Annotated in this window: 10 protein-coding genes and 1 pseudogene; 4 read left to right on the forward strand and 7 right to left on the reverse strand. The window is 69.2% G+C overall.

Going from position 1 to position 13,966, the window contains the following annotated elements:
• Positions 1-82: 82 nt before the first annotated feature.
• Positions 83-1,534, reverse strand: coding sequence for an NCS2 family permease (locus ACZ49J_RS10850; protein ID WP_467451107.1), 1,452 nt, complete (start codon positions 1,532-1,534; stop codon positions 83-85).
• A 268-nt stretch (positions 1,535-1,802) separates the two neighbouring features.
• On the opposite strand from ACZ49J_RS10850, the gene ACZ49J_RS10855 reads away from it, so the two are divergent.
• From ACZ49J_RS10855 to ACZ49J_RS10865, 3 genes are all read left to right on the forward strand, one after another.
• On the forward strand, positions 1,803-2,363 hold the full coding sequence (locus tag ACZ49J_RS10855; RefSeq protein WP_467451108.1) for a SigE family RNA polymerase sigma factor: 561 nt from the start codon (positions 1,803-1,805) through the stop codon (positions 2,361-2,363).
• On the forward strand, positions 2,360-3,220 hold the full coding sequence (locus tag ACZ49J_RS10860) for a hypothetical protein (protein ID WP_467451110.1): 861 nt from the start codon (positions 2,360-2,362) through the stop codon (positions 3,218-3,220). Before ACZ49J_RS10855 ends, ACZ49J_RS10860 begins: the two co-directional genes overlap by 4 nt.
• Positions 3,221-3,395: 175 nt before the next feature.
• Positions 3,396-4,202, forward strand: coding sequence for a pectate lyase (locus ACZ49J_RS10865; RefSeq protein WP_467451111.1), 807 nt, complete (start codon positions 3,396-3,398; stop codon positions 4,200-4,202).
• Between the two features lie 644 nt (positions 4,203-4,846).
• Here ACZ49J_RS10865 and ACZ49J_RS10870 read toward each other — a convergent pair.
• Positions 4,847-5,224, reverse strand: a pseudogene (locus ACZ49J_RS10870) (right-handed parallel beta-helix repeat-containing protein); the annotation flags it as partial.
• Positions 5,225-5,459: 235 nt separating this feature from the next.
• On the opposite strand from ACZ49J_RS10870, the gene ACZ49J_RS10875 reads away from it, so the two are divergent.
• Entirely contained in the window at positions 5,460-7,703 is a 2,244-nt protein-coding gene (locus ACZ49J_RS10875) for a glycoside hydrolase family 43 protein (RefSeq protein ID WP_467451112.1), read from the forward strand.
• A 171-nt stretch (positions 7,704-7,874) separates the two neighbouring features.
• On the opposite strand, the gene ACZ49J_RS10880 is transcribed toward ACZ49J_RS10875, so the two are convergent.
• From ACZ49J_RS10880 to ACZ49J_RS10900, 5 genes are all read right to left on the reverse strand, one after another.
• Positions 7,875-9,041, reverse strand: coding sequence for a dienelactone hydrolase family protein (locus ACZ49J_RS10880; protein ID WP_467451113.1), 1,167 nt, complete (start codon positions 9,039-9,041; stop codon positions 7,875-7,877).
• A complete protein-coding gene (locus ACZ49J_RS10885; RefSeq protein WP_467451114.1) occupies positions 9,028-10,143 on the reverse strand; it encodes a pectinesterase family protein in 1,116 nt (371 codons plus the stop codon). Before ACZ49J_RS10885 ends, ACZ49J_RS10880 begins: the two co-directional genes overlap by 14 nt.
• Before the next feature lie 16 nt (positions 10,144-10,159).
• The gene (locus tag ACZ49J_RS10890) at positions 10,160-11,461 is read right to left on the reverse strand and encodes a pectate lyase family protein (RefSeq protein ID WP_467451117.1); all 1,302 of its coding nucleotides are present in this window, start codon (positions 11,459-11,461) and stop codon (positions 10,160-10,162) included.
• 61 nt (positions 11,462-11,522) lie between these two features.
• Positions 11,523-12,320, reverse strand: a complete 798-nt coding sequence (locus tag ACZ49J_RS10895; protein WP_467451118.1) for a rhamnogalacturonan acetylesterase — start codon at positions 12,318-12,320, stop codon at positions 11,523-11,525.
• Positions 12,321-12,492: 172 nt separating this feature from the next.
• Positions 12,493-13,845: an ABC transporter substrate-binding protein gene (locus ACZ49J_RS10900; RefSeq protein WP_467451120.1), complete on the reverse strand. Its 1,353-nt coding sequence runs from the start codon at positions 13,843-13,845 to the stop codon at positions 12,493-12,495.
• Positions 13,846-13,966: the final 121 nt, after the last annotated feature.

Raw genomic sequence — 13,966 nt, forward strand, 5'->3', positions numbered from 1 at the left:
ACCTCCGCCCCACGAGGACCATCTGACAGGACGGGCCGCCCCTTCCCCCCAGGGGCGGCCCGTCACACGTCGGGCCGGACCGCTACTTGACGCCGAAGAGCTGCTCGATCGGGTCGATCGCGAAGTACACCAGGAACAGCGCCGAGGTCCCCCACAGCAGCCAGTGCACCTGCTTCGCCTTGCCGAGCACCGTCTTGATCAGGACGTACGCGAGGAAGCCCGCGCCGATGCCGTTGGTGATCGAGTAGGTGAACGGCATCACGGCGATCGTCAGGAACGCGGGGATGGCGATCTCGTACTTGTCCCAGTCGATGTGCTTGACCTGAGTCATCATCAGGAACCCGACGGCGACGAGCGCCGGCGCGGCGGCCTGCATCGGGACGATGGTCAGCAGCGGGGTCAGGAACAGCGCGCAGGTGAAGAGGCCGCCGGTGATCAGGTTGGCGAAGCCGGTGCGCGCGCCCTCGCCGACACCCGCCGCCGACTCGATGTACGAGGTCGCCGAGGACGAGGAGGCGGCACCGCCCGCGACCGCCGCCGCACCGTCGATGAGGAGGACCCGGCCGAGGTTCGGCACCCTGCCCTGCTCGTCGAGGAGTCCGGCCTCGGCGCTGATGCCGACGACCGTGCCCATGGTGTCGAAGAAGTCCGACAGGATGAGGGTGAAGACCAGCAGGACGACCGTGATGACGGTGGTCTCGCCGAACGCGCCGAACAGGCTGAAGTCGCCGAGCAGCCCGAACTCGGGCGCGGCCACGATGTCGTCGGGAACCTTCGGCGTGGTCAGGCCCCAACTCTTGATGTCGGCGGCCGAGTTGATCACGATCGCGACGACGGTCATGACGAGGATGCTGATCAGGATCGCGCCCTTGACCTTGCGGGCGAGCAGTCCGATGGTCAGCAGCACCCCCAGGCAGAACACGAGGATGGGCCAGCCGGACAGCGCGCCGGTGGCACCGAGCTGGACCGGGACGGTGGTGTTCGCGACGTCCGGGATACGGGTGACGAACCCGGCGTCGACGAAGCCGATGAAGGCGATGAACAGGCCGATGCCGACACTGATGGCCTGCTTGAGCGGTTGCGGGATGGCGTGCATGACGGCCTCGCGCAGACCGGTGACCACCAGCACGCAGATGAGCAGGCCTTCGAGGACCACCAGGCCCATGGCGTCGGCCCAGCTCATCAGCGGGGCGATCTGGAAGGCGACGACCGCGTTGAGGCCAAGGCCGGCGGCCAGGGCGAGGGGCAGGTTGCCGCCCACGCCCATGATGATCGTCATCACCGCGGCGACGAGGGCGGTGGCGGTGACGAGTTCGGCGCCGTCGAGCTGGTGCCCGAACTTGTCCTTGGCGCTGCCCAGGATGATGGGATTCAGGACAAGGATGTACGCCATCGTGAAGAACGTGGCGAAGCCGCCGCGTATCTCCCGGGCGAAGGTGGAGCCCCGGGCGGTGATCCTGAAGAAGCGATCGACGCTGTTCTCCCCGGGTGGCGCGGCTCCGGGCCGGTCGGCCACCTTCTGTGCTTCGGACATGGCGGTACTCCTCGTAACGTGCGTGCGGGATGCACGAATTGCTGGCTGGATTGTTCCGTTGTCGAACGCGTTTCAGGTTTTCTCCGTGTTACGGAATCAGAGTTCTGCCTGCAGGACACCGTTCGAAGCCCCGTACGAACGTCGTTCACGATCACTGCTACTCTTCCGGATCTCGCCCGGGTCATCCACGGATGATCACATGTCGTCCACATGGCGCGCACCGGCACCCACCGGGTGCGAGGAGCCGCAACGAGGAGAGAGGTCGCCCGTGGGCACAGTCGTCGACGACGCGGCCTCCGCGGAGTTCCACGCCTTCTTCGAGCGGCACTATGCCGAACTGGCGCGGCTGGCCCACCTGTTGACGGGCGAGGCGGACGCGGCCGACGACCTCGCCGCGGACGCGCTGCTCGCCCTGTGGCACCGCTGGGACCGGGTGCGCGCGGCCGACCACCCGGTGGCGTACGCGCGCGGCGTGGTCGCCAACCTGGCCCGTACCCGCATCCGCGGCGCCGTCCGTGAGCGCCGCCGGATCACCCTGTTCTGGTCGCAGCGCGAGGAGAAGACCGAGAACCCCGACATACCCGGCATGGTGGACGTACAGGAGGCTCTGCGCAGACTGCCGTTCCGCAAGCGGGCGTGCGTGGTGCTGCGCCACGCCTTCGACCTCTCCGAGAAGGACACCGCGCTCGCGCTGGGTGTGTCGGTCGGTACGGTGAAGAGCCAGACGTCGAAGGGAATGGCCGAGCTCCAGCGGCTGCTCGGGACGACGGAGCCTCCGCGACAGATCCACAGGGCGGCGTTCGGGGCTGCCGGAGGAAGGAACCGATGAAAGAGGTGCGGGACGTGCACGAGGAGTTGCGCGCCCGCCTGCGCGAGGCGGGCGAGGCGCACGAGCCCGACCGCGCCCGCATCCTGGCCCGGATCGAGCGCGGTATGGCCGGGGACGTCCGTCCCGAGCGTCCCGCGCGTCCGCCCCTGGTCGGCTGGGCCCGGGTGGTCGGCGCGACGGCCGCGGCCGCGGGTCTCCTCGCCGTGGGCGGCTACGCGGTCGCCTCGGCCGTCAAGGGCGACGAGCCGGCGGAGCGGACGGTCACCACCTCCCCCACCCCGACGCCGTCGCCGGACGCGACGTTCCGGCCGCCGGTGAAGCCGGACCCGAAGCCCTCGGCCGGCGAACCGGACAAGAAGCCGAGCCCGACCGCCCCCTCGCGCCCCCCGGCGGCCGAGAACTCCGCCCCCGCCCCGCTGCCGGAGATGTCGGACGCCGAGGACGGCCCCCTCCGGTCGAACGGCTCCGTCGACCCGCACAGCAACGACTTCTGGGCGCAGAGCAACCTCACCCTGAAGACCGGCGAGGAACTCACCGCGCTCACCGTCGAGTTGCGCGTCGCCCTGACCGACGGGGTCAACTCCGCGGGCGCCTGGCGCTCGCTGCCCGAGGACGACTTCACGCTGACGATCGGCGAGAGGGACGGCTTCCTCGTGTACCGGTGGGTCCTCAAGGAGGGCCGTACGGTGCCGGAGGGCGAGTTCGTCTTCGCGGGCCAGTACGACCACGCGCGCGGCGGCCGGGACGCGAGGGACGACCGGTACACGATGACCGCGGCGGCGGACGGCGAGCGGTACACCGTGGGCGGTGACTTCACCCGCGGCGGCGACGAGAACGCCGACGAGGGCGACTCGTGACGCCCCGCCGACGACTCATGGCGGCTCATGGCGGCTCATGGCGTTCCGCCGGCGCGGGCCTGACCAGCACGTGAGACCGGCCGGAGAAAATCTCCGGCACCCGGCAACCCTTTCCCACCCGGTGGCGACCAGCAGTCGCAGGCAACAGCTCTGATCCCCCACCGAAGGAACGGGAATGACTTCACGTGCAGAGCACCGCGCGCACCACCGCCACCGGCCGTTACGGAGGCGTGCCGTCCTCAGCGGCCTGGGCGCGTTCGCGCTGACGGGTGCCGCCATCGTCAGCAGTTCCATGCTGTCCACCGCGAGCGCGGCGAGCTGGCCGACCCCCACCTCCAGCCGGCCCGTGTCCTCGACCATCTCCGTGTCCGGCGTCCGCGACGGCGGCATGGTGCGCTACTACGGCAGCGGCGACCTGGCGGGCGACGGCCAGGAGGAGGGCCAGGACCCGATCTTCAAGCTCGCGGCCGGCGCGACGCTGAAGAACGTGATCATCGGCGCGCCCGGCGCCGACGGCATCCACTGCGAGGGCAACTGCACCCTGCAGAACGTGTGGTGGGAGGACGTCGGCGAGGACGCCGCGACCTTCCGCGGCGGCAGCACCTACACGGTGACCGGCGGCGGCGCCAAGAAGGCCGCGGACAAGGTCTTCCAGCACAACGGGCCCGGCACCCTGAACATCTCGAACTTCGCGGTAAGCGAGTTCAAGACGCTGTACCGCTCCTGCGGCGACTGCTCCACGCAGTACACGCGCAAGGTCAACCTCAGCAACATCGAGGTGACCGGCACGGGGTCCACCGCGCGTCTCGTCGGCATCAACGTCAACCGCAACGACGTCGCCACGCTGCGCGGCATCACGATCCTCAACGACGCGAGCCGCAAGGTCGTCCCCTGCCAGAAGTACAACAACAACACGGCGGTCGGTACGGGCCCGGACAGCACCAACTGCCTCTACTCGTCGTCCGACATCACGTACAGGTAACGCGTCACTCCTGGGTACGGAGACAACCACATCCTCAGTTTCAGCGTCCTAGGAGTGCAAGGATCTGCTGGTCCGAGCCCCCCTCGGCCAGGCAGAGGAGCGCCCCCACCGGTGACGACCGGTGGGGGCGCTCGCGCAGCTTCGTTCAGTCCGCCCAACTGTTCGCCGCGGACACCGTGGACGGCCCCAACTCGGAAGCCCCCTTCTCGTTCCCCACGGAGACATTGCGCGCTAAGCGTGCCGTACCCGTGGCGAAGTAGAACCGTCCTGTGGACTGAGCAGAAGTGAGTCCTGCTCAGCCGCACGCCCCGAACGGTCTTGGGCGCTCCCCCACTGCCTTAAGGGCGTGGGAGGTACCCCCAGGTCCCCGGCGTACTCAACCCCGGGACAGCGATCTCGCTGGTGGAGCGGGGGCCCCGCACTCCCCCAGCTACCGCTGGGGGTACCCCCAGGCGCCGCACCCGGCGTCCCAGATCGCACGATCACCGTAGCCCGACCAGCCCATCGCGCCGCAAGCCCAGAAGCCGACCATCACACGATCGAGCTAAAGCGACGTTATGCACGCTCCACAGCGATCAGCTGACGGCCCCTGCTCCGCATTGACGTAAGCAGTGGTGCGGCTCAACAGAAGCGAAGACACACCTGTTCTGGACGGTCCAGTGGTCGCCGTGGATCCCGGCGAGCCAGGAGCCGGCGGCGAGCTTCGAGCCGTCGATCCTCACCTTCTCGCCGCCGTACGCCCGGAGGGTGATCCGTGCCGAACTGGTGCCGCCCGCCGTGGACTTGAGAGTCTTCGTCGGGTAGTACGTGCCCCCGCGCACCTGGATGGTCCGGCCCGCGGAGGCATTCGCCACGGCCGACTCCAGCTGGGCGGTGGAGGTGACGGTGACCGTGGTGGCGGCGGCCCGGGCGCCGTCGTCCGCGAGACCGAGGTGGACACCGCACGCCCCCGAGGCGACGGCCACCGCGGCGGCGATCGACAGGGTGCGGGTTCTGCGGTGGCGTCCCCTGCTCTGACGCACTTGGTCTTCCTTTCCTGGGGACGTGGCGCGAAGCGGGCCGGATGGGCCGCCCCGGCCCGCTTCTGACTCCCTGGTCGCCGCCGTGACCGGAAAGGGTTGCCGTGGTCCAGACAAAAGCGATCGAAAATTTCGCTCAGGATCGTCACGTGCACACCGATTGACGCGCCGACTCCCACTGGTGAGACTCCAGGAACCCGTATCCAACAGAATTCACCAGACTCACACAGGATGTGTCATGCGCCCCACCGCCCGTACGCTCCTGCTCCCTCTGCTTGCCCTCTTTCTGAGCCTGCTGGCCGCACCACCCGGTGCGGCCCGGTCCGCGGCCCAGGCATCGGCACAGCCATCGACCCAACCCTCGGAACGGTCCGTGAACAAACCCAAGTACGCCGGCTACCTCTTCGCCTACTTCACCGGCGAGGGCACCGCCGACGGCGAGCAGATCCGCTACGCCCTCAGCCGGGGCGACGATCCCCTGCACTGGCGGGAGCTGAACGCCGGCAAACCGGTCCTCACCTCCACCATCGGCGAGAAGGGCCTGCGCGACCCGTTCGTGATCCGCGCCCCCGAGGGCGACAAGTTCTACATGATCGCGACCGATCTGCGCATGTACCAGAACAGCAGCGGCAGCTGGGACGAGGTCCAGAGACACGGCAGCAAATCGATCATGGTGTGGGAGTCCACGGACCTGGTGCACTGGACCGACCAGCGCCTGGTGAAGGTCTCCCCCGACAACGCGGGCAACACCTGGGCACCGGAGGCCTACTGGGACGACAGCCTCGGTGAGTTCGTCGTCTTCTGGGCGTCGAAGCTGTACGCGGACGACGACCCGGACCACACCGGCTCGACGTACAACAAGATGCTGTACGCGACGACGAAGGACTTCCGCACCTTCAGCGAGCCGAAGGTCTGGGACGACCCCGGCTACTCGGTCATCGACTCGACGGTCGTGAAGCACAAGGGCACGTACTACCGCTACACCAAGGACGAACGGGACCCCACCTCCTCCAGCCCGTGCTCGAAGTTCATCACCGCGGAGAAGTCGACGTCGCTCACCGACACGTCGTACGACTTCGTCTCGGACTGCATCGGCCGCGGCTCCATCGACCGCGGTGAGGGCCCGACGGTGTTCAAGTCCAACACCGAGGAGAAGTGGTACCTGTTCATCGACGAGTACGGCGGCCGCGGCTACGTGCCGTTCGAGACCACCGACCTCGACTCGGGCGAGTGGACCATGTCGAAGAACTACCAGCTGCCCGCGAGCCCGCGGCACGGCACGGTGATGCCGGTGACGCAGGAGGAGTACGACCGGCTGCTGGCCGCGTACCCGGTGAGCCCCACCTCGGTCGTGGACGCGACGGTGAAGGGCCAGAAGGGGTACGCGATCGTCACGGAGGACGCGAACAAGGTCGTCCTGCCCATGGAACCCGGCGCCGACCTCCGACGGCTCGCGCCCAAGCTCTGGCTCGGCCAGGGCGCCACGGTGAGCCCGAAGTCCGGTACGCGCCGTGACTTCCGCACCCCGCGGAAGTACACCGTCACGGCGGCCGACGGAACGAGGCGCACCTGGACGGTCGAGGCGGTGCCGACCCGCAGCCCGGTCCTGCCCGGCCTGTACGCCGACCCGGACATCAAGTACATGAACGGCCGCTACTGGATCTATCCCACGACCGACGGCTTCCCCGGCTGGAGCGGCACGCGGTTCAAGGCGTTCTCGTCGAAGAACCTGGTCAACTGGACGGACCACGGCGTGATCCTCGACCTGGGACCCGACGTGTCCTGGGCCGACAAGAACGCCTGGGCCCCGGCGATCGCCGAACGCGACGGCAAGTACTACTTCTACTTCTGCGCCGAGCAGCAGATCGGCGTGGCGGTGGCCGACTCCCCCGCCGGTCCCTTCAAGGACGCGCTCGGAAAGCCCCTGGTCGCCAAGGGCGGTTCACTGAAGGGCCAGATGATCGACCCCGCGGTCTACACGGACGACGACGGGCAGTCGTACCTGTACTGGGGCAACGGACACGGCTATGTCGTGCCGCTGAACGGCGACATGGTGTCGTTCGACGCGAGCAAGGTGCAGGACATCACCCCGGACAACTTCCGGGAGGGCTCCTTCGTCATCAAGCGCGACGGCACGTACTACTTCATGTGGTCCGAGGACGACACCCGCAGCGAGAACTACCACGTGGCGTACGCGACGGGACCGTCCCCGCTCGGACCGTGGACCAAGCGGGGCACGATCCTGTCGAAGCGCCCCGAGTACGGCATCCTCGCCACGGGCCACCACTCGGTGGTCAACGCCCCCGGCACGGACGACTGGTACATGGTCTACCACCGGTTCGCCCTGAACGGTCCGGGCAGGTCCGGCGGGGACGGCACGCACCGGGAGACGACCGTCGACCGCATGGAGTTCGCGGCCGACGGAACGATTCTGCCGGTGGTGCCCACTCTGGAGTCGATCAAGCCGGTGCGACGGGGCTGAGGTTCGGTCCGTCGTCGCGCCGATGGTGGTGCTGCCCGTGGTCAGGAACGTGGTCACGGGCAGCGCGCCAGTGCGGCGAGGCCGGCGCCGAAGGGCGAGTGCCGTGCCCAGGGTGAGAGCGGTACGACGGGACATGGGGATCCTTTCGCCGTGCCGGGGAGAGGGGACGGTTCACAGGACGGCGCCGAGCCAGGCGAAGACCTCGTCCTGCATGCGGTCGACGAAGACATGGCCGAGGTCGGGCCAGACCTTGGTGCGCAACCGCTCCCCGGCGTGACGTGAGCGCCAGACGGCGCGCAGCTTCTCGTACGCGACCCGGACCCCCTCGGCGGTGAACAGGGAGTCCTGGGCGCCGTGGAAGAAGAGCATCGGCCTGGGGGCGGCGATGCTCGCCACGTCGGGGAAGTCGAGGTGCCGGGCGAGCCCGGGATGGAGCATGTAGTAGGCGGACTGGCCGCGCAGGATGTTGTTGCCGGGCACCATGACCTCCTTCAGCCCGGTCATCCAGCACACGCTCGCCGCCGCGGCGACGTGGTCGCTGAGCGCGGCGGTCTGCCAGGCGCGGAAGGCACCCATGGAGAAGCCGACGGCCGCGACCCGCCGCCGGTCCACCCGGTCAAGGCCGGCCAGGAAGTCCGCGGCGCGCGCGTCCTCCCTGGCCATGAGGCCGGCGAGGGACGAACCCAGGTGGTAGAAGTTGCCGGCGAGGGCCTGCTGCTGCTCGTAGGTGACCGGCCCGCGGTCGCCCCAGCCCAGCGCGTCCAGGGCGAGGACGACGTAGCCGCGCCGGGCCAGTTCGTCGCCGACGAACCGTCCGCTGAAGTACCGGTCGGCCCACGCCTGCGCGGAGGCGAGCCGAGCCTCGCCGTCGCCCCAGGGCCGGACCAGTTTCTCCTTCCCGATGTCGAACTTCGCGCCGTGGTCGTGGAGCAGCAGCACGGCCGGGAACGGTCCGGTGCCGTGCGGGGTGAGCAGGGCGCCCCGCACGCGCTCGTGACGGGTGAGAGCGAGGGTGACCGACTCCCGTGTGCAGCCCTCGGCCTCGGCACGCGCCCCGAACTCGGGCGCGTACGGTGTGCCGTCGTCGGGCCCGACGATCAGGTGCTCCTCGACCTTCGCGCGGGCGGCCCGCCGCCAGGCCCGGAAGTCCCGGACCGGGGAGGTGCCCCAGGCGAGCGGGAAGCGGAGCTCGTCCTTGAGGAGCGGGTGGAAGTCGGGCAGCGGTCCCTCCACGATCGCCGGCTCCGAGGCCGCGTGGGCGGGGCCGGGCGCGGCGAACAGGGCCGCGCCCGTTCCCACGACGAACGCCCGCCGCCCCACCGGTTCACGGGCACGCATACGGCCTCCAGTCCCCGAGGTACGTCTCCCGGGTGTGCGAACGGGCCTCGGCGGCGCTCAGCTGGGGGCGGTTGTCGGGCACGGGGACCGCCGCGCCCGGCCCGGTGTTGCGGTACTCGGCGAACCGCTTATCCTGCCAGGGGAATCCGGAGGACATGTTCGTGTAGGGCGCCACCTCGTCGATGCCGGCGCCGAGGTGGGTCCCGCGCACGGTCAGCATGGGCCGGGCGGTGGTGTCCGAGCTGGGCACCCACGGGCGGGCGAGCTTGTAGTAGCCGTCCGGCGCCTCGCTCGTGACACGGCTCCCGGTCACCAGGTAGCCGCGCGGATTGGCTCCCGCGGTGGACGGCGCGAAGACGAACCCGTACGGCGCCCCGCCCAGGTCCGTACGGGTCAGGGTGTGGAAGTGGCAGCGCTCGAACACGGCGGTGGCCCGTCCGAAGACGAAGTCCACGTCCCCTTCGGCGTAGCAGTCCCGGAAGTACTGGCGGGCGAACGTGCCCAGCGCCATCGAGTCGGCGTACAGCGTGTCCTGGTGCCCGAGGAACCGGCACCGCACGAACGCCGACCGGTCCCCCTGGACCTTGATGGCGACCGCCTGCGTGCCGGTGATCCGGGGGTGGTCGGCGCGCAGCCAGTCGTTGGCGAAGGTGATGTCCCGCGCGGTGAACCCGTCGGCCTGCACGAGGGTGGTGGCGGACCCGGTCGTGCCGTAGGTGCCGCCGCCGGGCTTCGGGGTGCCTGCGGCGTTGTCGTACACGACCACGACGTCCCGCGCGTCACCGGAGGCGCCGATCCAGGTCATCCCGGTACGGGCGACGCTCACCGCGACCGTCTCGCGGTAGGTGCCCGGCGCGATGACCAGGGTGTACCCGCTGCCGACGGCGGCGGTCACGGCCGCCTGGACGGTGGAGTGGTCGCCGAGTCCGCCGGGGTGGACGTACAGGGTCCGCTCGTTCAGCCGCGCGGACGGCGACCCGTACCGCCCGAAGGGAGAGCGCCCGCGCGCGTGGGCGTTCCCGCCGGCCCCGAGGGCGAGCGCCGCACCGACGCTCGCGACCACGAACGACCGCCGGTCCAGGGGCAAGGATGTCAGGCTCATGCAACTCAGGGCCATGTCAGCAGACCTCTCCGGCACCCGCGCGGCTCCCGACGATCCCCGGCACGGCCCGCGGCGAGTCGACCTTCGTCCGCAGCGTCGGCGTCCACCCGGCACCGGACTGCAGGGTCTCCCCCGGGATCTCGGCGTTGTGGACGGCGATGAGATCGGTGAGCTTCCCGTTGACGTAGTTGTGCTCGGCGGTCAGGGGCGCCTCGTTCCACTTCTTCAGGGTCTTGCCGGCACTCGCCCCGGCCGGGAGGGAGAAGGCGTTGTGCGTGGCGTACAGCCGCGAGGACGCCCCGATACCGAAGACGTAGGCGAACGGCTGGTCCTTCGTCACGACGAAGTGGTTGTTGTACGCGTCGACCTGCCCGAACCGGACCCGCGGGGCGCGCTCGACGATGCCCTGGAAGCGGTTGTGGTGCAGCGTGACCTTGAGCTTGCCGGAGTCGGTGGAGCCCGCGCCGTCGCTGTTGCCGATCAGCATGGTCTTGTCGTGGTCCTTGAACGAGTTCCAGGACACCGTCACGTGGTTGGCGCCGCGCACGATGTCGGCGAGGCCGTCGTGCTGCTGGTAGACCTTGCCGAAGTACGACGGCAGGGTGCTGTCCGGGTAGCGGCCGTCGGTGAGCGTGTTGTGGTCGATCCACACGTGCGTGGAGCCGTGGACGACGACGCCGTCGTACTCGGAGTTCCAGGCACCGGTCTTGTTGTCGTCCGTCGGATCCCACTGCGGGAAGCAGTCGATCGGGGCCTCGAGGGTGAGGTTGCGGAGGATGACGTTGTCGACGCCCTTGATCTGCAGGCTGCCGCCGAGGATGCCGGAGCCCTTTCCGACACCGACGATGGTGGTGTTGGAGGGGATGTCGGCCTTGATGGCCTTGTCCTGGTCGGCGGCGGACGCGGCCCGCAGGTCCTCCTGCTCACCGCTGACCGGGGTGTCGTGTCCCCAGACGGCCGGGTCGTAGTCGGCCAGGTACTGCTGGAAGTCGTACCCCTCGGCCGCGAACGCGTCACAGCCCTCGGACACGGCGTCGATCATTCCCTTGACCTTGATGATCCTGGGCGCGCTCCCCCCTTCCTTGAGCGCGGCTCTGAACTCCTCCCAGGTGGTCACGGTGTAGACGTGCGCGGCGTCGGCGGCCGACCCTCCGGTGGTCCCGGCCCCCTCCGAGCCCCAGCCGTCCCCGGCGGCGAGGGTCTCGCGGCCGAGGTCGCGGTCCTGGGCGTGGGCGGCGGGGCCGGTGACGGCGAGCACGAGCGCGGTGAACCCAAGAACGGACGTCATGACATGGGCATGCCAGATACAGGTACGCATGTGTGCGGGGTCCTTTGCGAGTGAGGAAAGTCGTACGGGGTTGCGCTGTCGCGCGGCGCTCCTACGCGGAGGCTTCAGGCCACGTGATCCAGGACTCCTGGATCACGTCGTCCAGCCGGCGCACGTCCCGAGGCGTCAGCACCCGGCGACGCAGCAGCTCACCGGCCACGAGCCGGGCCACGGCGATCGCCCCCGGCGGATTGAAGTGCGTGTTGTCCTGCTCTGTCCCGGTCCAGTTGAAGTACTTCTTGGTCTCCTCGACGCCGAGCCGCTGCCACAACGCGATGGACAGCGCCTGGATGTCGAGCAGCGCCACCCCGTCCTCCTCGGCGAGGGCGCGCATCGCCGCCGGGTAGTCGCCGTGGGTCGGCAGTGCCTTGCCGTCCGCGTCGAACCTCCGGCGCTCGACGGAGGTGGCGAGCACCGGTCTGGCCCCCCGGGCACGCGCTCCGTCGACGTACAGACGCAGATGGTCCTGGTACGTCGTCCAGGGCTCGGTGTAGCGCGCGGGATCGGCGGCCTTGGAGTCGTTGTGCCCGAACTGGATCAGCAGGAAGTCGCCGGGCCGGATGGCGCCGAGGATGACGTCCAGCCGCCCCTCGTCGACGAAGCTCTTGGAACTCCTGCCGTTCACGGCGTGGTTGGCGACCGGCAGGTCCCTGCTCAGGAAGAAGGGAAGCGCCATGCCCCAGCCGGTCTCAGGGGCGGCGTCGGCGTACTTCTGGGCGGCGGTGGAGTCACCGGCGATGTAGACGGTCCGCACGCGCCGGGAGCCGGTGGCGGAAGCGGGGGTCGCCGCGAGGGCGAGCGGAGCGGCGGCGAGCGCCGCGGTGGTGACCTGTCTGCGGGTGAGTGACACGGGGGTGCCTTTCTCAACAGGCGTACTTGAAGAGGGGTGTTCAGCGGTGCCTTTCGAAGTGGGGGGGTAACCCCGCGCCCCTGAAGGGGCGCGGGGCTGTGCTCGATCTGCGGCTCCGCCGCGGGCGCGACCAGCCACATACGGTCCGCGGTCAAGAACCGACCTCAGCCGATTACGAACCCTTCTGCTCGTTCCACTCGGACTGCGCCTCGTTCAGCTGGTCGGCCAACGTGTTCAGGAAGTCCTCCGCCTTCATGGACCCGTTCATGACCTTCTGGAAGTTCGGCTCGTTGTCCGTCTTCGAGATCGTGTTCCAGTCCGGCAGGTAGTACGGCAACTGCACGATCGTCGTGGACCCGTCCGTCAGCGCCTGCGCGGCCAGCTTCGTCGGCTCGGCCTTGGAGACCCACGCGTCACCCGCGGCGTCGTTGTTCGCCGGGACCTGCCCCGCGGACTCGTTGAACTTGGAGTTCTCCGCCTTCGAGAGGGCGAACTCGATGAACTTCCAGGCCGCCTCCTTGTTCTTGGAGGCCTTGAACACGCCGAGCCCGTCGACCGGGTTGGACACCTGGACCCGCTTCCCACCGGGCCCGATCGGCTGCGGGATGCCCCGGAACTTGTCGACCCCGAGCGCCTTCACGTGATCCTGGTACGACCCCAGGTTGTGGTTCAGCATGCCGATGGTGCCGGAGTCCCACTGGGCGACCATCTTGGTGAAGTCGTTGTTGAGGTCGGCCGCGGGGGTGACCTTCTTGTAGAGGCCGACGTACTTCTTCAGGGCGGCCACGTTCTTCGGGTCGTTGACCGTGGTCTTCTCACCGCCGGCGTCCCAGAACGACGTGATGCCGGACTGCCCGTACATCGCGTCCAGCGCCTGGGCGATGGAGCCGGCGCCACCGCGGATGGTGTAGCCGAACTCGTTCCTGCTCTTGTTGGTGAGCTTGTCCGCGGCCTCGTAGAACTTGTCCCAGGTGGTCGGCTCGTCCAGGCCCGCCTTCTTGAACAGGTCGGTGCGGTAGTACAGGACGCCGTTGTTCGCGGAGGTCGGGATCGAGTACAGCGTGCCGTCACCGCCGCCCGCGGCCTTCAGCGACTCGACCATGTCCTTGTTCAGCTTGCCGTTGAGGGACGACTTGGCCAGACGGTCGTCCAGCGGCTCCAGCGCGTTCTGCGCGGCGAACCCGGCGAGCATCGCCGCGCCGACGCCTCCGACGTCCGGGAGGCCACCGCCCTGGAGGGAGGTGTCGACCTTGGACTGGTACTCGGTGGCGGCGATCCCGACGTACTTGACCTTGATGTCCGGGTTCGCCTTCTCGAAGTCGGCGATGATCTGCTTCCAGATGTCGGTGCGAACACCGCCGTTGTTGTCCCAGAAGACGATCTCGCCCTTGCCGCTCCCCTCGGCGCCCTTGTCTCCGGCCGCGCCGCTGCCGTCGTCACCGCAGGCGGTGGCGGTCAGGGCGAGGGCGGATCCCAGGGCGACGGCCACGGCGGCGCGCCTGCTTCTGCGAATGCTGATCTTCATTGAACTGCTCTCTTCTTCTGGATCCAACGAGGGTTTATGAAGTTGTGGGGGGCTCTGGGGGGGGCGCCGAGCGGACTCAGCGGCGTCCGGCGCCGCCGGTGTGGGGTGCCCAGCCGTCGGT

This window comes from Streptomyces sp. NPDC030840, assembly GCF_055572015.1.